Origin of the sequence: uncultured Bacteroides sp., from assembly GCF_910585845.1 — a bacterium.
Lineage (GTDB): Bacteria > Bacteroidota > Bacteroidia > Bacteroidales > Bacteroidaceae > Bacteroides.
This window is the reverse complement of record NZ_CAJUHF010000020.1, coordinates 39,096-61,156: the sequence shown is the minus strand read 5'-3', so window position 1 is coordinate 61,156 and position 22,061 is coordinate 39,096. Positions and strand designations below refer to the sequence as shown.

Sequence of the window (22,061 nt, the reverse complement as noted above, 5' to 3'; positions counted from 1 at the left end):
GGCGGATACGGAAACCTCTTTAGAAAAAGATTTCAGTCATTTTTAAACAGGCTCTGAGTCTTGACAAAAAAACATTTTTTTTCGCGTCCGTCATAGAAAGTCAGTCTCGAAACTGAAGCATCTCCTTTGCCGGAAAAAAGAGAAGACAATATTTGGTAGAATAATATTTTTTCCCTACTTTTATCATCGAAAATAAATGGTACATTTTATTCTTACTATTAAGAAAATAAGAAATATCACATGAAGAAACTGATTTTCAGCATGGCCGTTTTGGCCACTATATTTGCCGCATGTGGCGGAAAGACAAATGCTCCCGTTACGGTAGTTGGTTCTTGGATAATGCCCATCGAAGGACAACCTGGCGAGATGCAGGGCATCAAACTGGAAGAGAATGGGGAAGCCTCTTCCATCAATATGCATACATTGATATATAAGGAATGGGAACAACAAGGCGACTACCTCTATCTGACCGTGAAAAGCATCGGTAATGGAATTGAGATAGAAGGTGTGGACACTTTGAAGATCGACAAACTCACAGCCGATTCTTTAGTGTTGATTTCCAATTATGGATATACGCTGGAATACGTGAAACAGAAATAGTTACATTTTCAAATAGAACTCTTTCGTCAGTGCAATGTATTCAGAAGTGTATTGGTGATGTTCTACCTCAATATGCAAGATATCTTCCGCACATCCGTTGTCCTGAAAACCAAATGAAAGGAGCACTCTCCTGCACGGTTTCCCCGGTTTGGTGAAGACGCGTAGGAGGCGGGAAGGAAACAGCCCGTACTTCCAAGCTGTGGCTACAACCGACTGCTCTACTTCGGCAGGTATGATGACACACACCCTACCCTGCCTGTCGAGTAACCGGGCTGAATGCTGAAAAAGCAGTTCATAATTCAGTTCGCAAGTATGGCGTGCCATATTGCGCTGTTTGTCAGGACAATGCAGTGCGTCAATAAAATACGGAGGGTTAGAAACAATCAAATTATATTTATCTTCTGTCTCAAAGGAACGAAAATTCTTGCAAACAACATCTATTCTGTCCGCCCACGAAGAGTGTGCGACGTTTATTCGGGCTTGTTCCGCCGCCTCTTCGTCTATCTCTATTGCCGTAATCCTTGCTAAGGGGGTACGTTGCGCCAACATCAAGGCTATCAATCCCGTACCTGTTCCTACGTCAAGTATCTGGAAGGTATTTTCCACATCTGCCCAAGCACCCAGAAGAACTCCGTCTGTACCCACTTTCATGGCACATTTGTCGTGCCATACAGTAAATTGTTTAAACTGAAAAAAAAGATTCGACATATTTCGCATACATTAATTGGACACAAAAATACTAAAATTGAAGGATATTGAACAAATTTGGCACTGTTTTTGTCTTTTTATATGAGAGGTGCTTTATAATTAATGAAGAATAGATTACCTTTGCAGGTGCTTTATAAGCCCTGTCAGTATGACATAAACTTAAAAAGAAAGAAATGAAGAAAAGACTTTACCTAGGAGATACGGAAGAGAAAGGAGGAAACGCTTTCTCAGTGATTGCTGATTTTGAGGGGAATGAAGAACAGCTGATGGATGTAGATGTTGACGAGATTCTTCCGATATTGCCTCTACGGAATATGGTTTTGTTCCCAGGAGTGTTTATGCCGGTGTCTGTTGGAAGAAAGAGTTCCATGAAACTGGTACGTGAAGCAGAAAAGAAAAGTACATATATCGGTATCGTCTGCCAGAAACAGGCAGAGACGGAAAAACCTGTCATGGAAGACCTGCATACCATCGGTACGGTAGGTAAGATTATCCGCATATTGGAGATGCCGGATCAGACCACTACCATCATTCTGCAAGGAATCAAACGCATGGAACTGAAAGAGATAGTAGACACGGTCCCCTATCTGAAAGGTCGGATAAAGACGTTGGAGGAAAGCCTTCCCAAGAAAGGAGACAAGGAATTCCATGCCTTGGTAGAAGCGTGCAAAGACTTGACCGTCAGATATATCAAGTCGTCTGAGATGTTCCCGCAAGAGTCTGCCTTTGCCATCAGGAACATTACCAATCCGATGTTTTTGATAGACTTCATCTGCACCAACCTCCCATTGAAGAAGGACGAGAAGATCGAACTACTGCGCATCGACTCGCTGCAAGCCCGCACATATCGTCTGCTGGAGATACTGAACCGCGAAGTGCAGCTTGCCGAAATAAAGGAATCCATACAAATGCGTGCACGTGAAGACATCGACCAACAGCAACGTGAATACTTCTTGCAACAGCAGATTAAGACCATCCAGGATGAACTGGGAGGTAGCGGACAGGAGCAGGAAATAGAAGAAATGCGCAATAAAGCTTCAAGAATCAAATGGAGCGAAGAAGTCAGAGCAACTTTCCTTAAAGAACTGGACAAGTTGGAGCGCACCCATCCGCAGTCTCCCGACTATAGCGTGCAACTCAATTACTTGCAGACAATGCTGAGCCTGCCTTGGGGAATATATACCACCGATAATTTAAGCCTGACCAATGCAGAAAAGACGCTGAATAAAGACCATTACGGTCTGGAAAAAGTAAAAGAGCGCATTCTGGAGCATCTGGCAGTATTGAAACTAAAAGGTGACATGAAGTCGCCCATCATCTGCCTGTATGGTCCTCCGGGAGTTGGTAAGACTTCTTTAGGACGTTCCATCGCAGCCGCGTTGAAGCGGAAATACATCCGTATGTCATTAGGCGGTGTACATGACGAAGCAGAAATCCGCGGACATCGCAAGACGTACATCGGAGCAATGCCCGGACGTATCATCAAGAGTCTGATAAAGGCCGGTTCTTCCAATCCGGTGTTTATTTTGGACGAAATAGACAAAGTAAGTTCCGACCGACAGGGAGACCCCTCTTCTGCATTGCTCGAAGTGCTTGATCCGGAGCAGAATACAACGTTCCATGACAATTACCTCGACGTGGACTATGATTTGTCGAAAGTGATGTTTATCGCCACTGCCAATAATCTGAATACCATTCCCGGTCCATTGCTTGACCGTATGGAGTTGATCGAAGTAAGCGGTTATATCACCGAAGAGAAAATAGAGATTGCCCGACGCCATCTTCTTCCCAAAGAGCTGGAAGCCAATGGACTGCGAAAGAGCGACATCAAGATGTCGAAAAGTACGTTGGAAACAATAATCGAATCCTATACTCGCGAGAGTGGCGTGCGTGAACTGGAAAAGAAAATAAGCAAGATACTTCGTAAATCGGCACGGCAGTATGCCACGGATGGTTACTTTTCCAAGCAGGAAATAAAGCCGTCGGACTTACATGAGTTTCTTGGGGCGGCGGAATATACACGCGACAAGTATCAGGGCAATGAATACGCTGGCGTAGTGACCGGCCTTGCGTGGACTGCCGTAGGTGGAGAGATATTGTTTGTTGAAACAAGTCTCAGCCGCGGAAAAGGCGGACGCCTGACTCTGACGGGAAATCTGGGTGATGTGATGAAAGAGTCTGCCATGCTGGCTTTGGAATACATCAAAGCTCATGCCTCTTTGCTAAATCTGGATGAAGATATTTTTGAAAATTGGAACATTCATGTGCATGTCCCCGAAGGGGCTATTCCCAAAGATGGCCCGTCGGCAGGTATTACTATGGCCACTGCTCTCGCCTCTGCCCTCACCCAGCGCAAAGTGAAAGCGAACCTGGCAATGACGGGAGAGATCACGTTACGCGGCAAGGTGCTTCCTGTAGGCGGAATCAAGGAGAAAATCCTGGCAGCCAAACGGGCGGGCATCAAAGACATCATTCTGAGCGAAGAGAACCGCAAAGACATTAATGAGATACAGGAAATCTATCTCAAAGGATTGACGTTCCATTATGTGAAAGATGTGAAGGAAGTGTTTGCCCTTGCGCTTACAAACGAGAAAGTGGCCGATGCTATTGATTTATCCGTAAAGGTAGAAAAGACAGAAAAGAAAGCAGAATGACATTCGACTTACAATATACAGACAGTAAAAGCAATGCACGTGCAGGGCTGATTACCACCGACCACGGGCAGATAGAAACACCTATCTTTATGCCTGTGGGCACTGTAGGAACAGTGAAAGGTGTACACGTGACTGAGTTAAAAGAGGACATCAAAGCGCAGATCATATTAGGTAATACTTACCACCTCTATCTGCGTCCGGGATTGGATGTACTGGAAAAGGCGGGCGGATTGCATAAATTCAATGGCTTTGACCGTCCGATGCTGACCGACAGTGGAGGTTTTCAGGTATTTTCCCTATCAGGCATCCGTAAGTTGCGTGAAGAGGGAGCGGAATTCCGTTCGCATATTGACGGCAGTAAGCATATATTCACTCCGGAAAAGGTGATGGACATTGAACGCACCATCGGGGCGGATATCATGATGGCATTTGACGAGTGTCCTCCTGGCGACTCGGACTATGCTTATGCCAAAAAGTCATTGGGATTGACCCATCGGTGGTTGGACCGCTGCATCCAGCGTTTCAACGAGACGGAACCTAAATACGGGTATCGTCAGTCTCTTTTCCCCATCGTTCAGGGATGCATCTATCCGGATCTGCGCAAGCAATCGGCAGAGTTCATCGCCTCAAAAGAAGCGGATGGCAATGCAATCGGTGGTCTGGCAGTAGGCGAACCGGTAGATAAAATGTATGAGATGATTGAACTGGTGAACGAAATCCTGCCTAAAGACAAGCCGCGCTATCTGATGGGCGTAGGTACTCCGGTCAACATTTTGGAAGGCATAGAACGCGGCGTAGACATGTTCGACTGCGTGATGCCTACCCGTAACGGACGAAACGGAATGTTGTTTACGAAAGACGGCATCATCAACATGCGCAATAAGAAGTGGGAAACAGATTTCTCTCCTATTGAAGCGGACGGCGCTTCTTACGTAGACACTTTGTATAGCAAGGCATATCTCCGTCATCTGTTCCATGCACAGGAATTGTTGGCCATGCAAATAGCTTCCATTCATAATCTGGCATTTTATCTGTGGCTGGTAGGTGAAGCCCGCAAGCATATCATTGCAGGCGATTTCTCTACATGGAAACCAATGATGGTGAAACGTGTATCAACAAGGTTATGAAAAAGCTGAACTGGAAAATAAAAGGTGTGAAGTTGCCGGATAACTGGAAGTGGCTGAAGCGGCTGGATTTCTATATCATAAAGAAGTTCTTGGGTACGTATGTGTTTGCCATCGCATTGATCATTTCTATTGCCGTGGTGTTCGACTTCAATGAAAAGATGGATAGGTTCATGTCGCACGAAGCGCCTTGGAACGCTATCATCTTCGACTATTACCTGAACTTTATCCCCTACTTTGCCAATCTGTTCAGTCCGTTGTTTGTATTTATAGCTGTTATATTCTTTACCTCAAAACTGGCAGAGAATTCTGAAATCATAGCCATGTTCTCTACCGGAATGAGCTTCAAACGAATGCTTCGTCCCTATATGGTATCGGCGGCAATCATTGCCGTACTGACCTTCTTTCTGGGTTCATATGTGATACCTAAAGGCAGTGTGACGCGTATCGACTTTGAAGATAAGTATTATAAGTCGCGTAAGAAAAATACAGCCCGGAACATTCAATTGGAAGTAGATTCGGGCGTAATCGCCTACATTGAACGTTTCGAAGATTTCACCAAAACAGGATATCGTTTTTCCTTGGATAAATTCAAGGACAAGCAATTGGTCTCTCATCTTACTGCCCGTTCTATTACGTATGATACAGCTTCCGTCCATAAATGGATCATCAAGGACTACATGATACGCGAAATGGACGGCATGAAAGAGAGTATCACCAAAGGAGACCGCATTGACAGCACACTCTTCATGGAACCGGCAGACTTCCTCATTACCAAGAATCAGCAGGAGATGATGACCAACCCGCAGCTGAGTGAATATATCACCCGACAGCGGCAGCGAGGGTTTGCCAATATCAAAGAGTTTGAGATAGAGTATCATAAACGCATAGCCATGTCGTTTGCATCGTTTATCTTAACACTGATAGGTGTCTCTCTTTCTTCTAAAAAGACTAAAGGGGGAATGGGACTGCACTTGGGTATAGGGTTAGGATTAAGTTTTTCATACATATTGTTCCAGACCATTGCGTCTACCTTTGCAGTGAATGGCAATGTCCCTCCCGTGATTGCCGTGTGGATACCCAACCTGCTTTATGCGTTCATCGCATTCTATCTGTATCGGAAGGCACCGAAATAAGGTAAATTGTAATTCGCAGAAATAAGAAACCCCTCCCGCTCTTGTATTGTCTGAACAAGTGCAGGAGGGGACTTTTTGTTGTATTCATTTCCTCTTTGATCACCATTCTCCCATAACCTTCAACAACAATGAGTTGCTATTATGTTTTGGGAGAACAAACCCACTTCCATCTTACTGTTCTTTTAGGTTTCTCAAGCTACGTGTGCGATAAAAACTCAATTCAAGTAAGCAGGAAGCTCTGCGACAGAGATGTTTTTGGCTATAATCACACCATTATCATCCAGTAAATAGTTAGTAAATCCCCGGCCTAAACGGTACTTCTTGAAGATGCCGGACGATTCGCCCTTGGTTTCCACGAAACAGGTGGACGTAACTATTTGGTCCTTACGAATGGTCTCCTCGAAGATGGACTGATGTTCATCGAATGAGACGGAAACCATTTCCACATTATGACTCAGGGCTGTTGAACGAAGTGCATTGCTAAAACTTGCGTTCCGCATCCGGGACTGCGCATCGTAACTTGCCCAAAAACTGAGTAGCACATACTTTCCCCGCATTTGGGAAAGGCTTTGCGCCGGTTGCTCAGCTGACATAGTTTCAATATTGAAATCGGGGGCTATGTCACCCACACTCAAACCTCCGGTCGGTTTGTCTTTTTCTACGAAAGAAATCAAGGAACTAATTAGTAATACAACAAAAATCCATTTTACACACTTCATGTAATGCGGTTTTGGTTAATACTGGTTGATTTACAAATGTTTGTTTGGAAAGCAATTCAGCCTCTTATGAAACAAATGTAGACTCAACGTTTACTAAGATTGTAGAACCATCTGTCCTAAATCGGCGTCAAAGGTACAACATTATTAATGATTATCAAGCAAAACAGACTAAAATTTTATGTTATATAACATGTTTTTCATTTGCAATACGTTCTTAAACAGTAATCAACCGAAGAATATCGGTACTGTGTTTATAGCCGATAGATACATGATAAATGCATATTTTCGCGCTGTTTCAACAGGATTAGCGGGAATTTTATTTACTTTTGCAGTTATTATTCTTTTATTTTTAAATAGATGTTCTATGCAACCATTAGATACTGAACTTATTCTTATCCGTATCACAGGCGAAGACCGTCCGGGATTGACTGCGTCTGTCACGGAAATTCTGGCGAAATACGATGCAACCATATTAGATATCGGACAGGCTGATATCCATAACACTTTGTCGCTGGGCATTTTGTGTAAAACCGAAGAGCAATATTCCGGCTTTATCATGAAGGAGTTGCTTTTCAAGGCGTCCTCTTTGGGAGTTACCATTCGCTTCTACCCTGTTTCCGTAAAAGAGTATGAGGACTGGGTAGGCATGCAAGGGAAAAACCGCTATATCCTTACTTTACTGGGGCGTAAGTTGTCTGCCCTCCAGATATCTACCGCAACCCGCATCCTGTCCGAGCAAGGAATGAATATTGATGCCATCAAGCGCCTGACTGGACGTATCCCGTTGGATGAGTGTGACTCGCGCACGCGTGCCTGCATCGAATTCTCCGTACGAGGTACCCCGAAGGATCGTATCGCCATGCAAGAGCAGTTGATGAAGATGGCCGGTGAACTGGAAATGGATTTTTCTTTCCAGCTTGACAATATGTACCGCCGCATGCGCCGCCTGATATGTTTCGATATGGATTCCACTCTGATTGAAACGGAAGTGATTGATGAATTGGCTATGCGTGCCGGTGTGGGCGATCAGGTGAAAGCCATTACCGAGCGTGCCATGCGCGGTGAAATAGATTTCACAGAAAGTTTCCGCGAACGTGTAGCCTTGCTGAAAGGACTGGATGAGTCTGTGATGCAGGAGATAGCCGAGAACTTGCCAATCACAGAAGGCGTAGACCGTCTGATGTTTGTATTGAAGAAATATGGCTATAAGATTGCGATTCTTTCTGGAGGATTTACCTATTTCGGACAGTACTTGCAAAAGAAATATGGCATTGACTACGTATATGCCAATGAACTGGAGATCGTAGACGGCAAACTGACCGGCCGGTATCTGGGTGATGTGGTAGACGGCAAACGGAAAGCCGAATTGTTGCGCCTGATCGCTCAGGTGGAGAAGGTGGATATCGCTCAGACTATTGCTGTGGGAGATGGCGCCAACGACCTTCCGATGCTGGGTATCGCCGGATTAGGAATCGCCTTCCATGCCAAACCTAAAGTAGTGGCCAATGCCAAGCAGTCCATCAATACCATCGGTTTGGATGGCGTACTTTATTTCTTGGGATTCAAAGATTCATATATCGATTTACCCAAATAATTCAATATATCACATTGCACAAGTTTCACAGGCTCAACTTTCACAGGTTCAACTTTCGTCATTTACAAGTAGACGAGGAACAAGTAGACAAGAAAAAATGAAAGTTCTCTTATAGTAATGAAGTTCTCTTATAATAAGGAATATTTCCCTCGTCTCCCCGTTAACTGAAACCTTGTTTACTAATAAGTTGAGCTCTTGCGAAACTTATATCACATTATTTTGTATCTTTGTCCAAAATAAAAGAACAACATGAAGTTTTCCGAACTATCACTAAACGACCAAGTGCTTGATGCATTAGAAGCGATGCGCTTCGAAGAATGTACTCCCATACAAGAGAAATCTATTCCCATTATACTCGAAGGCAGAGACCTGATAGCCGTAGCGCAAACCGGAACAGGCAAGACCGCCGCCTATCTGTTGCCTATCCTGAACAAGCTTTCCGAAGGCGGGCATCCTGAAGATGCCATCAATTGCATTGTCATGTCGCCTACGCGAGAGTTGGCACAACAGATTGACCAACAGATGGAAGGCTTTTCCTATTTCATGCCCGTCAGTAGCGTAGCTGTCTATGGAGGCAACGACGGAATACTTTTCGAGCAGCAGAAGAAAGGACTGACGCTGGGTGCCGATGTGGTGATAGCTACTCCGGGACGCCTGATTGCCCATCTCAGTTTGGGCTATGTAGACCTTTCCCGCGTATCTTATTTTATTCTTGACGAAGCCGACCGCATGCTCGATATGGGCTTTTTCGATGACATTATGCAGATTGTAAAGCATTTGCCCAAGGAGCGGCAAACGATTATGTTTTCTGCCACTATGCCGGCCAAGATACAGCAACTTGCCAACACGATTCTTCATGATCCGGCCGAAGTGAAACTTGCCGTTTCCCGTCCGGCAGACAAGATCATACAGGCGGCTTACGTTTGCTACGAAAACCAGAAGTTGGGCATTATCCGCAGTCTTTTTGCCGAGCAGACACCGGAACGGGTCATCATCTTTGCTTCATCCAAGCTGAAGGTAAAAGAGGTGGCAAAGGCATTGAAGCTAATGAAACTGAATGTGGGAGAAATGCACTCTGACTTGGAACAGGCACAACGCGAGGAGGTGATGCATGAGTTCAAAGCCGGCCGGGTAAACATCCTTGTAGCTACAGATATCGTGGCACGTGGGATTGATATTGACGACATCCGCTTAGTCATCAACTATGACGTGCCGCACGACAGCGAAGACTACGTGCACCGCATTGGACGTACTGCCCGTGCCAATAATGACGGAGTTGCTTTAACCTTTGTCAATGAGAAAGAACAAGGTAGATTCAAGCAAATAGAGAACTTCCTGGAAAAGGAGATTTATAAGATCGCCTTGCCGGAAGAGTTGGGCGAAGCACCGGAATATAGCCCCCGCAATAATGACGGCAAAAACCGTCGGAACGCTCGTGGCAAAGGCAACGGAAGAAAGAATAACAAAAGCGGAAGCAACGGACAGAAAAGAGGTAATGCCTCAAAAAGAAAGAATGGCAACGCTTCGGAAAAGAATTGATGGTGGAGTCTCTTACTCCACCATTTCTACATGTAACTGCTTGTCCGCATCAATGGTCAGGCTTACAAGATGATATACAGAACTTTCGGGTATGCGCAGAGTTGCTTCATAATGATACCCTTTTCTGTCTACTCCCATGAAATTCATATCGGCAAGGATGCTTTGCCCCAACTCTTCTTCCGGAAATACGGAGGCAAACATCTTTTTGGTGATGTCTTTTCCATATAACAGGTTTTTCCCTTCATACACACAGATATGTATCACATTGTCATAATACACATTGTCTATGCTGATCCCCTCTTCCGAATATGAGGTTTTTATCACTTTCATTTGAGAAGGATTGATATAAACATATCCGCGATAACGGGTTCCTTTGTATACCACTACACTGTCTTTTTGAACGATCTCCGGAACAGTGGAAACAATTTCCGTTTCTTGATTGGAAAAAGCCAACGTATCTTCCGGATTGTTTGATTTATGCAGTTTCACAATTTCTTCCGAGAGGTTGTGAAACCATAAACTGTATTCCGTTTGCCGATCTATCTTATAGGTCGTAGGCGTATTCCCGTGTACATATATCGTATCACGGACAATCTTAAAATAGACAGGCAGATTCTGAGGATCAATATAGAAAATGGTATCTCCGTCAATGCGCATTAACGGTATCTCCGTCTCGTCATCCAGCCATACACCTTGCAATAGTTCTTTGGCTATCAAGTCTTCCTTGCTGGAGGACTCACCGTCCTTGGCACTGCTGCATGAAGCCAGCGCCATGACAAACACCATAAAGCCAGCACTCCATTTAGTCATAACTCCGTGATCTTTTTTTAGAAAATTCTTAATGTCCGATACAATGGTAAAAAAAGCCCTGTTCTTCCATTTCCTTCTTATCATAGATATTACGTCCATCCAATACTACGGGCTGTTCCATCGTCTTTTTGATGACTGCCCATGACGGCAGACGAAATTCCTTCCACTCCGTAACCAACAACAAAGCATCGGCATCAAGCACAGCATCGTACATGTCCTGGGCATAATAGACACTTTCACCAATCCGCCGGCGACACTCGTTCATTGCAGCCGGATCGTACACACGAATCTTGCATCCGGCTTTCAGCAATTTGTCTATCAGCACCAGTGAAGGCGCCTCGCGCATATCATCTGTTTCAGGCTTGAACGCCAATCCCCACATTGCTATAGTCTTGCCCGTCAAGTCGTTGTTGAAATGTTTGCAGAGTTTGCTGAACAAGATGCCCTTTTGCAATTCGTTCACCTCTTCTACGGCATGAAGCACACGCATCCGATAACCATTCGATTCAGCCGTCTTGACAAGAGCCTTTACGTCCTTAGGAAAACAGGAACCGCCGTAACCGATGCCCGGATACAGGAACTTGCGCCCGATACGGGTATCCGAACCGATGCCGCTACGCACCATATTCACATCCGCTCCCACCAACTCGCAAAGATTGGCGATGTCATTCATAAAACTGATACGGGTGGCAAGCATTGAGTTGGCCGCATACTTGGTCATTTCGGCAGAAGGTATATCCATGAAAATGACACGGAAGTTATTCAGCAGAAAAGGTTTGTAGAGTTTGGACATTATCTTCTTCGCACGTTCCGACTCCACTCCCACTACCACACGGTCGGGACTCATGAAATCACTGATGGCGTTGCCCTCTTTCAGAAACTCCGGATTGGACGCCACATCAAATTCTATGCTGACTCCCCTATTGTCCAGTTCCTCCTGAATGGCAGCACGTACTTTTTTTGCCGTACCCACAGGAACAGTACTCTTAGTGACCACCAGCAGATATTTCTGCATATTCCGCCCGATGGTGCGGGCTACTTCGAGCACATAACTGAGGTCGGCACTTCCGTCTTCATCGGGAGGGGTACCCACAGCACTGAAAACGACTTCCACATCATTCAGACAACTCTCCAATGAGGTGGTGAAATGCAAACGTCCGGCCTTTACATTGCGGTTGACCATATCTTCCAACCCATTCTCATAGATAGGAATAGTTCCTCCCTTCAATGCATTTATCTTTTCACTGTCAGTGTCTACACAAGTAACGTTGACTCCTATTTCGGCAAAACAGGTACCAGTCACCAAACCGACATATCCGGTTCCGACAATAGCTGCTTTCATATTTTATTCAAAATAAACCGCATCCTGGAAAAGTGGAGCGGCTTTGTCTTTGGGCGACAACATCAATTGTTCTTCCGCAACGGGCCAGTGTATTCCTATCGTTTCGTCGTTATAGCGAACAGAGGCTTCCATCTGGGGAGTATACGCATTATCTACTTTATACGTGAAGATGGCTTCCTCACTGAGCACCAGGAAACCGTGGGCGAATCCGCGAGGAATGAAGAACTGACGTTTGTTCTCTTCGCTCAGCTCCACACTGACGTACTTTCCGAACGTAGGAGAAGACTGCCGCATGTCTACTGCCACATCCAGCACCTTGCCTTTGATGACACGCACCAGTTTTGCCTGGCTGCATTCCCCTTTCTGATAATGCAAACCACGCAGTACACCAAAGGAGGACTTGGATTCATTGTCCTGAATGAAATGGACATTACCTACGTGCTCATTGAATTCTTCTTCTTTGAAGGCTTCCATGAAATAGCCACGTTCGTCACAAAATACTTTCGGCTCAATCAGCCATACACCGTCAATTTCAGTTTGTATGTAATTCATCTTTTCAGAATGTTTTATGTACTTTCAATTGGCAACCCAAATTGTCGCCATATATCTCTCCAAAGTCGAAAGCGACGGAAGCCTCGAAACGCCATCCCTTCCATTTGTGGGGAGTATAGAAAAACGATGCAAAAGTAGAAAAATTTTCTAATATATCGGGTATAGGTTTGAAAGGAGTTCCCCAAGTTTTATTATATGACAACTTTGCGAGGTACATCCATTCGCTGCTGATGTCTCCGCTCCACCCCAGATGCATCGCGCGGATACGGTTGTATTTGAAGGTCATATCGCCATCCTTATTATAGATGGGCGAGGCAACTAGCGGGTTTCCGATAGCCATTCCCCAGTGCACCCAACCCGGATACCAGTCGTTGTTGTAGTAATCATCGGCTCCGGTTGTTTTCTCCACTACCGAGTAGTCCAGACCATGCATCGGACCGCTTTGATGGGTGGTCTGATAGTATTCCAGCACGAATCCATTGATAGCCTGTCTTCGGCCGGACTTATATTCGATTCCCCATAATCCGTCGAAGCCATTCCGTTTCCCCATTCCGGTCAGGTCGTCATAATAGTTTTCCAGATAAGCACTCAAGGAGAAATCGTCGTGGCGATAGGTCATACGAATGTGTTCGCTTCCCATCGAGTTGCCTTGAAAAGCGATCTGTTCCCCTTCGGGACTGCTTTCGTCTCCCCGGCTGGGTATAAGCACTTTGAAGTAATCCTTCCAACTGTTGCCAAGGTCTCCGGCATCCATACCGGCACTTTTGTAGCCGCCGAACTGCACATCCATACTGAAACCCAAGTCCAGTTGCCAGCGTCCTTGCGGCACACCGATGCGAAGGAAACCGCTTTTGTGATGATACTTGATGCTTTTCGTGTACCAATAGCCCTCTCCTACCTGATGCTTCTGATAGTTGTTGTCTGTAAACCATCCGTATGAGATTTCCGCCTTGAGCGCCAGGCGCGGCAATACCTGTATGTACTCCGGAACACCGACCCCTATTTGCGGAATAGGCCTTGCATTGCCCGACCAAGTCAGTCCGCCGCTGCTCAACTGCTGATTCAGCAAAGGAGAACCGATCTCCCGGCTGCCGGCAAACAGTCCTAACCATTTATACCGCACATCGGCATATGCCTGTTGCAGGACAAATGTTGACGTAAAGCCGGAAGCGACAGCCATATCCACTCCCCCTTCCAACCTCCAGTTGCGGATGGTGTCCACATAGAATGCGCCGCCTCTCAGGTAGATGTTGTTGTTGATGGAAGACAGCCCGTGCCGGTTGCTCACCTGCCATAGCGGGGTGTTCTCGCCCGTGTGGAGAGAAGCGCCATATTCGACGAAAGAGGACAGGTTCTGCCGTTTCAGTCCGCTCTGCGCCTGCACGGCGGTGGAAGTATGGCTGTATAGAAGGATGGCTATGATATAACGGGCTATGCGCATAGACGATTATCGGAAGATTATCTTTAATGTTTTGAACATGATCCGTATATCCAATGCCAATGACCAATGCTCGATATACCAGATGTCATATTCCACTCTTTTTTTCATCTTCTCCAGATTTTCGGTCTCACCACGCAAGTTATGTACTTGTGCCCAACCCGTAATGCCCGGCTTCACCAGCAAGCGTTTATTGTAATCGGGGATGATGTCGCAGTATTGCTTGGTATGCACCAGCATGTGCGGGCGTGGTCCCACGACGGACATGTCACCTTTCAATACATTCCAGAACTGAGGCAGTTCATCCATGCTGGTGATGCGCAGGAAACGTCCGAACGGGGTAATGCGAGGGTCGCCGTCGGATGCCTGCTGGGTATCAGACTCTTTGTTGGGCAGCATGGACCGGAATTTATAGCAGGTGAACACCTTATTGTATATTCCGTTTCTTTTTTGCGAGAAGATGATTTTGCCCGGCATCTTTATCTTGATGCAACATCCCACGATGATATATGCCCACGGATATATCAGGATTAGGACGAGCAAGGCAAACACAATATCTATGATTCGCTTCAAGATACGGTTCGATTTGCGTTGCAGCGGGAAACTATATGCTGGATAATGTATGTTCATGCTAAAAACATTCTGATATTTTAGTTTTATAGAACGGCAAACCTCTTTCTATATTGCTTTGGAGGCAATAAAAAAAGTAAATTGTGCCACAGGACGGATAATTTCATCTCACGAGACGAAAAAAATCGTCCCGCGAGACCGGAAAATCCGTCCCACGAGATGAATTTTTTCAGCTCACGGGACGAAATTATCCGTCCCGTGGGACAAAACGGCAGCTTCCGCGATTAAAAGACGATTCAAATATCATAGGGAATTTCTCAGAGAGATTCTGAAAGGAAATCCTTTCAGAACGATATAGGTTTATGCCATCAAGGAGTCGTATATGCCTCTGGTACGAAGGGCGATATACGCCCAATCATACGCGGAAAGGTCATACTCCACCCTACTGTCCTGCCGCTCTGATGTTCTCTGTTCCAGAGCTTTCCGCAGGTCGTCTGTATCACCACTTCTAAAGTAGCATTCATCCGGCAATCCGATCTCTTTGTTGGCGGGGATATCGCTTGCAAGCACCGGAACCCCACAGCTCATGGCTTCGAGCAGCGCGATGGGCAATCCCTCGTGGGTAGAGGGTAGCACAAACAGCTTTGCATGTGCATACAGTTCCGTCAGGTTATCCCCTTTCACAAAACCGGCCAGACACACATTCTTCACCTTTCCGCACTTCTCTTTCAGTTTTATCGCATAACTGTCCTCATGGTCCGCCCCGCCTGCGATGACCAGCATCAGAGAGGAAGCAGGGAGCTGTCCGAAAGCTTCTACCAGCCTGTCGAAGCCTTTCTCTTTCACGAGGCGCCCGACGGCCAAGACATAGTTGCGTTCCGTCAGTCCCAGATTATGGATAAATTCCGTACCACATGTTCCGGAAAACGCTTTAACCCCATTATGTACCAAAGTGATGTTCTTTATTGAAGGATATTTCTGCAAAATCATCCGGCGTATATGCTCTGAGATGACGATGACATGATTGGCATAACGCATTCCTGCCTTCTCTCCCATGCGGAGTATCCATTTGGCAAATCTGCCCCATTTCTCCCGGTCGTAATCTGCTCCGTGGTGGGTCACCACCACTTTCAACCCCAACATGCGTGCCAACGGAGTAAACAGCGCAGGCCCGACCGCATGTATATGGACAATGTCAGCCCCTGTTCTTCGGGCATACAAGATGGACAAGAAGGTGTGCACGAACGCTTCCAGATACTTGTTGCGCACTACATCTATATCTTTGATCCTTACCTGCCTGTACACTTTCACCGCACGGTTTGCCGCATAACCGGGACGGCGGACGACAACCACTTCATGCTGCCGGTCGGCAATCAGCGGGTAGAGTTCTTCGCAATGCGTCTCTATCCCGCCCTGTATGCCGGGGATTCCTCTGGTGCCGGTAACTACTATCTTCATTCCTCTCTGTCGTTTAAGTCTACGGAATAGCCCAACAGCGATTGCAGCTTCTGATAGAGCACCCATCGCATGGGAGTGGCAATGTATTTCTTCATGACCGGAGCGGCGGTTCCCACCATCCAGCAGTTCTTGGGGCACTCCCGTACGCACTTCCGGATGTGCTCCGCCTGTTCGCTGCTCCACAAATCGTCGAAAGAAGACATGGTACGGATATTTCCCATGCTTTCCTTCCAGTATTTGCTCTCCAGACCGTTACAAGGATAAACATCGCCGTGCGGATCTACAAAGAAATTGACCAGACCGGCTTCGCAAGGGAGCAGGCGCGGTCTTCCTTTGATATAGTTTATCAGCCCCCAATTGAAGTAAGCACGAAACCAGGATTTTGGATGCTTCTCCTTCAATTGCCACTCAATCAGCTTACCAAAGTTGCTGCAAACCTCTTCCCGATTGGTAATCACATTATCCGACTTATGAAAATAATAGGAGTTATGCAAAGCGGCAGTAGCAAACTCCATCCCCAACGAACGAGACAACCGGTACAGGGAAAGCATATCCGCCGAATTGGAATTGGAGACCGTTATGCCGAAACCGATATCCTTCACGCCCATTTCCCGCAGCTGCAACAAGATGCGAAGCCCTTTGTCGAACCCACCCTGCCTGCCGCGGAGCTCGTCATTCTTCAAGGACAGTCCTTCGATGCTGATACGTATCCCTATCTTAGGAAACTTCTTCGCCAAGCGGATGACGCGCTCTTCAAACCATCCTGAGGTAGAAATGACAACACGGGGAGACTTGCGGAACGCCACTTCCACGATATCCTCCAAGTCTTCCCTAATGAAAGGTTCTCCGCCCGTGATATTGATAAACTTCACCTTGGGAAGCCTTTCGATATCCGCCGGACCGATTTCCTCACTCTTATCAGTAGGATTCTGCCATATATTACACATCCGGCACTGCATCGGACAGCGATAGGTCACAATGATACACATATCAGTAGGTGGATTCACAATTGGATTCATCTTATTCTATGCTATTGATTTACGCACAAAGGTACGACTTTTCACTCTTCTTCTGCAATCTCGCGCCACTTTTGATAATAACGTCGGGCGGAAAAGCGTTGCAATGCGGCGTCAGACAACTCTCTTCGATCGACAGAAGAGGCACTCTGGAACATCTCCGTAATTGAAGCAGGCAACTCTTCGTCCCGACCGAAAAGCCGGTTGGAGCTGTCTGTTTCCAACAATTCCGGTATGCCGCCGATATCCCGCCCCAATACAGGCGTACCACAACACAAAGATTCGATAACGCTGATGGGGTTGTTTTCATAGCAAACGGAAGGGGTGACAGTAAATAATACCTTCTTCTGCAATCCAATGATACTCTTTGTGTCCAGATGTCCAAGAAAGCAGATATTGTCCGCAGCATATCTCTTCCTCAAATCGGCCTCCAAAGGTCCGCTTCCGGCAATATACAATGTGTAGGGTAAGCGGGAAGCAGCCTCCAACAGCGATTCTATCCCCTTTTCCGGAGAAAGACGGCCTATGTATGCGTAAGCTTCTTCGCGTATGCAGTCGGGCATATCCGCTATACATTGCGCTTGCTCTTCTCCAATGAAGTTGGCAACAACCTGCAACTTATGCGCCGGAAATCCTCCTTGCCGCATTTTCTCTGCCATAAACCGGCTGGGGCATACAAAACGGTCGGTCCATGCCGAAAGTTTTTCCTTGTTCCAGTTTGCTGCTTCCCCGAAGGCAAGGAGACTTGCCACGAGGCTGTTCTTCATACATCTGCGCGACACGACCTTCTTCTTGTCTGCGAAGCAGGCTTCGCAGGGTTCCCCTTGGCAGAGGCAACTGTATGAAGGGCAGATTAGTTTGTAGTCATGTAGCGTCCAAAGCACCTTGATTCCCCGCTGATATGCCAGTCTGGCGACCACTGGCGAAAGGTAAGAGTGAATGTTATTCAGGTGCACCACGTCCGGACGGAACTCGTCCAAAATCCGATTGAAACTTCCGGCAACTCCGCTCCCCCACAGGATGCGGCAGGCAGCCTTTATTTTTCCTTGTAAGCATGGGGCGGAAAAACTGACCTCTTCGGCAAAGTACCTGCTCTCTTCGCACGCTATATTCTGCGGATAGTTCATCGCATAGAAACGGACGTCATGCCCCGCATGGCGCAACACTTCTCCCAAATTCAGGGAATGGATGCAGTCTCCTCCCCGGGGATATAAGAACTTATTGACAATGAGAACTTTCATAAATGCATGTATTAAAAAGGCACCAACCACAATCGTTTATCTTTCCTCCAGCATTCTATTATATATATTGATATATTGTCCGGCTGTCCGTTCAAAATCAAATTGGGCAACCACATGACTGTTTGCTTCACTTGCGAGTTGTTGGGCTTCCTCATAATAGGTTATGATATGCTCCAGTTTCCGGCGGAAATCATTGATGTCATTGCTCGCAAAGAAATAACCGTATTTCCCTTCGCCGATCACCTCCATCGGTCCCGGAAGATTGGATACCAGCACCGGAACACCGGCAGACATCCCCTCCGCAATGGTCAGTCCGAAGCCCTCGTCCAACGAAGGCTGCACCAACAGCTGGTATTCACACAGATGCCGGTATATCCACTCGCTGCTGCGGTTGCCCAAGAAATTGACCTTCTTCTCTAACCTTAGTTCTCTGGTCCTCTCCATCAACCAAGCCTCCGAACTGCCGCTTCCTATAAAGTCGACTGTCACGTAAGGATAAGCCAAGCCGTCCAGCACTTCCAGCAGCAAGTGTTGCCCCTTTACCGTATGTTCCAACCTGCCGACCTGCACGATACGAAACTCCTTCCGGCTCCGTTCCACCCTGGGAAATTGCCAGATGGCAGAAGTCGGCACACCATTATATATGACCTGGGGTAAAGAAAATCCCCTCGTTTCCGTCGCGTGTGCCACGGCTTTCGATATGGCGACAGTCCGGTCATACAGGCCGATGCCTTTTAGGGGCAGACAGGATGCATGGATAGTCAGTAACGAGCGATACAGGCGGCGTATAGGTACATAGAGTATGGCATCGGAATCGTGTACATGAAGAATGTCCGGATGGAACTTCAGTATATACCAATTCAACAAGAGCACATCACAGATGTTCCGGCTCCCTTTCTTCCGGTCGACACGAAAGAGCCGTATTCTATCGTCCAATTCACTCAAGAGGTCTGGAGAGTACAGATCATTGATGATGCACAGCCCCACCTGATGGTGCGTTATCTGGCTGTTGGCAAGGGCTATGACCATGCGTTCCGCCCCTCCCGTATTGAAGGAATAGATCAGGTGTAAGATTCTCATTTCAGTTTCTTCAGCAAATAGAATGTACAGATTATGATGATAACAGCTTTCAATATCTCAGTCATGATTTCAGTCAGGGCATACCCGTCCACTCCTTTCCAAGCAATCAACCCATAATAGAGGGCGCACGTAAGCAGGTTCATGGGTATCATGACCATGCCATAAACTTTCACCCGGTGCAACGCATACAGCATGCGCGAGGAAAGGGAGATCGCAATGGAGAAAGGTATGCCGACAATCAGTATGCCCATGATATGGATAAAGAGGGACAGATTTTCTGCCGTCATGGCTCCCCTCCCGAAGAAAAACTCAATAATCGGCGCGCGAAGCAAGAAAAAAAGTACAGCTCCCGACACACTCAGCATCAGCGCTTTACTACCTATCCGGACAAACGTCTGGCGCATGGACATGAATGCACGTAATGCATATTGCTCACTCAGCTTTATTTGCAACACGGCAAAGAGCTGGAGCAACAGATTCATAGGTGCCTGGAGCAATTTCGTTGCATAAGTCACGACGGTCACCGTACCCGGATGCAGCATCGAGAGCAGATAGAAAGGATACATGGTGGTGAAAGCCACAATGGAATGGTTCAGAAAAACGGTACCCATGTCGCTCGCCAGCACTTTGAGGTGCTTGAAAGAGGTGCATGTATAGCACCAGCCCAAGTTGCGCTTCGCAAAAAACAACGTCCACAGCAGATTGATGATCGTGGAGGAAAAGAATCCCCAGGCCAAAGAGAAAACGCCCAAAGTCTTATGGAACAAGGCGACAAAAAGAATGATCAGCAAATTGTTGATGACAGCAATCAGCTGCGGAAACGTGAAATATTTGTATGAAGCCAATATTTCCGCAAAAATGATGTTGAATACATACGGAAGGGAAACTGGCAGAAGGATGTACAGCAATTGTGCATGCATGCGGATATCCTCTTCCTGAAAATGGGACAACAAACGGATGCACTCTTCTCCCCCTGCCATCGCGATAACGGTAAGCACCGCCATGACGCAGGCGACTGTATAGAGGAAAGCATTCAGGCACCTGTTTTCTTCTTGGGGCGAATCCTGGCTGCGCAGTTGCATCGAATAAGGAATCAGGGCGGACGACACAACAGTCTGCACTATTTCGCATACAGCAATGATGCACCCGAAGAGATAGAAATAGATATCCGTGCCGGTTCCCGCCCCCAGGAAATAGGCGATCAGGAAGTTCTGGATGAAAGCGATGAACTTCACGACCACGCTCAGACCGGCAGAGTAAATGGCTCCTTTCTTATACGTATCTACTTTCAGTCTCATGGCAAGGTTTCATTTCATTAAGGGTTATGGCGGTGACGATCAGTATGAACAGTCCGCGATTGTGCACAATCGTAGTGTCCGCCGTCCCTTCAATAAGGAAAAACAGGAAAGAGAACAGCAGGAGTATCCATTGCTTTTGGTTTTCAGCGGAAAGCCAGTGATATCCCTTGTGCAGGATGGACCACCAGAAGAGCAGGTATAGCCCGATTCCCACCACACCAAATTGTGCCAACGAAGGATAGAATGCATCGCAAATGAAGAATCTCGTATTGCGGGATAGCCCCCACAGTTGGTCTATCCCGTACGCTTCGTACAGGGCAGAATAGTATTCTCCGGAAGCAAACGTACCGAAACTTGCCAGCCCGCTGCCAAAGGGGAAGTAATCGTAGAGGATTCTTCCGGACATCAGGAGCATGGCAGGACGACTCCACATCTCACGGGAGTTCATCATGCCGTCTACGTAGTATAGGATTATCTTATCCTTGCAAAGCCAAAGGACAAGGATAAAAACGACAATAGACACTCCGATAGAACTTTTGTTCAGACGCAGTTTTCCGCCCGCTTTGCTGTAGACCAATATAGCAAACGCAATCATCCAAAAGCCATAGAACTTGGTGCGCGTAGAGAAAAAACCTATCGTCAGCAACAGGATGAAGATAAGGATATCGCTCCATTTATAGGAACTGCAATAGAGGAAAAGAAAAGCCGTAGCCGTGATTGCCGTAGCAAACCGGGACGGATGGCCGAAAACGAAATAGATATTACCGGTAATCCCGACTATAAGAATCATTCCACCAACAATCAGACACAGAATAGCAATCAGACGTTTCTGGGTGGCGGAAAAGTGAGGTGCAACCAGGTAAGCGCAATAGAAACCGAGATAGGGTTTTATCTGGATAATCAAGTCCTTGATAATCGCCTGATACACATTGGAGTGAATCAGGAAGGAATATACCGCATAAAACGAGAATACGGCAAAGAGTATGCCCAAAGGTATGGCCTCTTCCCACTCCTTCCGCTCCCAAACCACGATACCCGCGAACAAGACCAGGAAAAGCGCCATCAACTCGTCGGTATATTTAAATTCCAAAAAGTCATACAATATGACGCCAAACAGATAACCTGCCGTCAAGAAAACAAAGAAAAGGTCGTTTTTAGAGAACACTAACCGCGACAACATGG

19 protein-coding genes are annotated in these 22,061 nt (G+C 46.6%); 6 read left to right on the top strand and 13 right to left on the bottom strand.

The features are described 5' to 3' along the window. The first annotated feature begins 240 nt into the window (after positions 1–240). Complete coding sequence (locus tag QZ323_RS07740; RefSeq protein WP_294634029.1) at positions 241–600, top strand: lipocalin family protein; 360 nt, start codon at positions 241–243, stop codon at positions 598–600. On the opposite strand, the gene QZ323_RS07735 is transcribed toward QZ323_RS07740, so the two are convergent. Then, positions 601–1,308: a methyltransferase gene (locus QZ323_RS07735; protein WP_294634028.1), complete on the bottom strand. Its 708-nt coding sequence runs from the start codon at positions 1,306–1,308 to the stop codon at positions 601–603. Positions 1,309–1,481: 173 nt separating this feature from the next. On the opposite strand from QZ323_RS07735, the gene lon reads away from it, so the two are divergent. Genes lon through QZ323_RS07720 form a run of 3 tightly spaced genes read left to right on the top strand, consistent with a single transcriptional unit; the run spans position 1,482 to position 6,222 of the window. Further along, positions 1,482–3,962: an endopeptidase La gene (gene lon / locus QZ323_RS07730; RefSeq protein ID WP_294634027.1), complete on the top strand. Its 2,481-nt coding sequence runs from the start codon at positions 1,482–1,484 to the stop codon at positions 3,960–3,962. After that, the gene (gene tgt, locus QZ323_RS07725; RefSeq protein ID WP_294634026.1) at positions 3,959–5,089 is read left to right on the top strand and encodes a tRNA guanosine(34) transglycosylase Tgt; all 1,131 of its coding nucleotides are present in this window, start codon (positions 3,959–3,961) and stop codon (positions 5,087–5,089) included. The genes lon and tgt overlap by 4 nt, the downstream gene beginning before the upstream one ends. Then, positions 5,086–6,222, top strand: a complete 1,137-nt coding sequence (locus QZ323_RS07720) for an LptF/LptG family permease (RefSeq protein ID WP_294634025.1) — start codon at positions 5,086–5,088, stop codon at positions 6,220–6,222. The genes tgt and QZ323_RS07720 overlap by 4 nt, the downstream gene beginning before the upstream one ends. A gap of 215 nt (positions 6,223–6,437) precedes the next feature. Here QZ323_RS07720 and QZ323_RS07715 read toward each other — a convergent pair whose 3' ends face one another. Beyond that, complete coding sequence (locus tag QZ323_RS07715; RefSeq protein WP_294634024.1) at positions 6,438–6,941, bottom strand: thioredoxin family protein; 504 nt, start codon at positions 6,939–6,941, stop codon at positions 6,438–6,440. Between the two features lie 364 nt (positions 6,942–7,305). Between QZ323_RS07715 and serB the strand changes: the two genes are divergently transcribed. Both serB and QZ323_RS07705 read left to right on the top strand, forming a co-directional pair. Continuing rightward, positions 7,306–8,535 (top strand): phosphoserine phosphatase SerB, encoded by a 1,230-nt coding sequence (serB, locus tag QZ323_RS07710; RefSeq protein WP_294634023.1) that lies wholly within the window; start codon positions 7,306–7,308, stop codon positions 8,533–8,535. A 249-nt stretch (positions 8,536–8,784) separates the two neighbouring features. Next, positions 8,785–10,074, top strand: a complete 1,290-nt coding sequence (locus tag QZ323_RS07705; RefSeq protein WP_294634022.1) for a DEAD/DEAH box helicase — start codon at positions 8,785–8,787, stop codon at positions 10,072–10,074. A gap of 12 nt (positions 10,075–10,086) precedes the next feature. On the opposite strand, the gene QZ323_RS07700 is transcribed toward QZ323_RS07705, so the two are convergent. The 11 genes from QZ323_RS07700 to QZ323_RS07650 all read right to left on the bottom strand — a co-directional run bounded on the left by QZ323_RS07700 (position 10,087) and on the right by QZ323_RS07650 (position 22,059). Beyond that, positions 10,087–10,884: a DUF4738 domain-containing protein gene (locus tag QZ323_RS07700; RefSeq protein WP_294634021.1), complete on the bottom strand. Its 798-nt coding sequence runs from the start codon at positions 10,882–10,884 to the stop codon at positions 10,087–10,089. Positions 10,885–10,912: 28 nt separating this feature from the next. Further along, on the bottom strand, positions 10,913–12,226 hold the full coding sequence (locus QZ323_RS07695; protein WP_294634020.1) for a UDP-glucose/GDP-mannose dehydrogenase family protein: 1,314 nt from the start codon (positions 12,224–12,226) through the stop codon (positions 10,913–10,915). A 3-nt stretch (positions 12,227–12,229) separates the two neighbouring features. Beyond that, positions 12,230–12,778: a dTDP-4-dehydrorhamnose 3,5-epimerase gene (gene rfbC, locus QZ323_RS07690; RefSeq protein ID WP_294634019.1), complete on the bottom strand. Its 549-nt coding sequence runs from the start codon at positions 12,776–12,778 to the stop codon at positions 12,230–12,232. Between the two features lie 4 nt (positions 12,779–12,782). Then, on the bottom strand, positions 12,783–14,219 hold the full coding sequence (locus tag QZ323_RS07685) for a capsule assembly Wzi family protein (protein WP_294634018.1): 1,437 nt from the start codon (positions 14,217–14,219) through the stop codon (positions 12,783–12,785). Between the two features lie 6 nt (positions 14,220–14,225). Further along, a complete protein-coding gene (locus QZ323_RS07680; protein WP_294634017.1) occupies positions 14,226–14,846 on the bottom strand; it encodes an exopolysaccharide biosynthesis polyprenyl glycosylphosphotransferase in 621 nt (206 codons plus the stop codon). Positions 14,847–15,146: 300 nt separating this feature from the next. Continuing rightward, the gene (locus QZ323_RS07675; RefSeq protein ID WP_294634016.1) at positions 15,147–16,244 is read right to left on the bottom strand and encodes a glycosyltransferase family 4 protein; all 1,098 of its coding nucleotides are present in this window, start codon (positions 16,242–16,244) and stop codon (positions 15,147–15,149) included. After that, positions 16,241–17,263 (bottom strand): radical SAM protein, encoded by a 1,023-nt coding sequence (locus QZ323_RS07670; protein WP_294634015.1) that lies wholly within the window; start codon positions 17,261–17,263, stop codon positions 16,241–16,243. The genes QZ323_RS07675 and QZ323_RS07670 overlap by 4 nt, the downstream gene beginning before the upstream one ends. A gap of 41 nt (positions 17,264–17,304) precedes the next feature. Next, on the bottom strand, positions 17,305–18,501 hold the full coding sequence (locus tag QZ323_RS07665; protein WP_294634014.1) for a glycosyltransferase: 1,197 nt from the start codon (positions 18,499–18,501) through the stop codon (positions 17,305–17,307). Positions 18,502–18,537: 36 nt separating this feature from the next. Further along, on the bottom strand, positions 18,538–19,581 hold the full coding sequence (locus QZ323_RS07660) for a glycosyltransferase family 4 protein (protein WP_294634013.1): 1,044 nt from the start codon (positions 19,579–19,581) through the stop codon (positions 18,538–18,540). After that, positions 19,578–20,879 (bottom strand): lipid II flippase MurJ, encoded by a 1,302-nt coding sequence (locus QZ323_RS07655; RefSeq protein ID WP_294634012.1) that lies wholly within the window; start codon positions 20,877–20,879, stop codon positions 19,578–19,580. Before QZ323_RS07655 ends, QZ323_RS07660 begins: the two co-directional genes overlap by 4 nt. Next, positions 20,854–22,059: a hypothetical protein gene (locus QZ323_RS07650; RefSeq protein WP_294634011.1), complete on the bottom strand. Its 1,206-nt coding sequence runs from the start codon at positions 22,057–22,059 to the stop codon at positions 20,854–20,856. The genes QZ323_RS07655 and QZ323_RS07650 overlap by 26 nt, the downstream gene beginning before the upstream one ends. Positions 22,060–22,061 lie beyond the last annotated feature (2 nt).

Coding starts and splice junctions, on each gene's coding strand:
- QZ323_RS07740 (WP_294634029.1), top strand. CDS start 241: ATGAAGAAACTGATTTTCAGCATGGCCGTTTTGGCCACTATATTTGCC.
- QZ323_RS07735 (WP_294634028.1), bottom strand. CDS start 1,308: ATGTCGAATCTTTTTTTTCAGTTTAAACAATTTACTGTATGGCACGAC.
- lon (WP_294634027.1), top strand. CDS start 1,482: ATGAAGAAAAGACTTTACCTAGGAGATACGGAAGAGAAAGGAGGAAAC.
- tgt (WP_294634026.1), top strand. CDS start 3,959: ATGACATTCGACTTACAATATACAGACAGTAAAAGCAATGCACGTGCA.
- QZ323_RS07720 (WP_294634025.1), top strand. CDS start 5,086: ATGAAAAAGCTGAACTGGAAAATAAAAGGTGTGAAGTTGCCGGATAAC.
- QZ323_RS07715 (WP_294634024.1), bottom strand. CDS start 6,941: ATGAAGTGTGTAAAATGGATTTTTGTTGTATTACTAATTAGTTCCTTG.
- serB (WP_294634023.1), top strand. CDS start 7,306: ATGCAACCATTAGATACTGAACTTATTCTTATCCGTATCACAGGCGAA.
- QZ323_RS07705 (WP_294634022.1), top strand. CDS start 8,785: ATGAAGTTTTCCGAACTATCACTAAACGACCAAGTGCTTGATGCATTA.
- QZ323_RS07700 (WP_294634021.1), bottom strand. CDS start 10,884: ATGACTAAATGGAGTGCTGGCTTTATGGTGTTTGTCATGGCGCTGGCT.
- QZ323_RS07695 (WP_294634020.1), bottom strand. CDS start 12,226: ATGAAAGCAGCTATTGTCGGAACCGGATATGTCGGTTTGGTGACTGGT.
- rfbC (WP_294634019.1), bottom strand. CDS start 12,778: ATGAATTACATACAAACTGAAATTGACGGTGTATGGCTGATTGAGCCG.
- QZ323_RS07685 (WP_294634018.1), bottom strand. CDS start 14,219: ATGCGCATAGCCCGTTATATCATAGCCATCCTTCTATACAGCCATACT.
- QZ323_RS07680 (WP_294634017.1), bottom strand. CDS start 14,846: ATGAACATACATTATCCAGCATATAGTTTCCCGCTGCAACGCAAATCG.
- QZ323_RS07675 (WP_294634016.1), bottom strand. CDS start 16,244: ATGAAGATAGTAGTTACCGGCACCAGAGGAATCCCCGGCATACAGGGC.
- QZ323_RS07670 (WP_294634015.1), bottom strand. CDS start 17,263: ATGAATCCAATTGTGAATCCACCTACTGATATGTGTATCATTGTGACC.
- QZ323_RS07665 (WP_294634014.1), bottom strand. CDS start 18,501: ATGAAAGTTCTCATTGTCAATAAGTTCTTATATCCCCGGGGAGGAGAC.
- QZ323_RS07660 (WP_294634013.1), bottom strand. CDS start 19,581: ATGAGAATCTTACACCTGATCTATTCCTTCAATACGGGAGGGGCGGAA.
- QZ323_RS07655 (WP_294634012.1), bottom strand. CDS start 20,879: ATGAGACTGAAAGTAGATACGTATAAGAAAGGAGCCATTTACTCTGCC.
- QZ323_RS07650 (WP_294634011.1), bottom strand. CDS start 22,059: ATGTTGTCGCGGTTAGTGTTCTCTAAAAACGACCTTTTCTTTGTTTTC.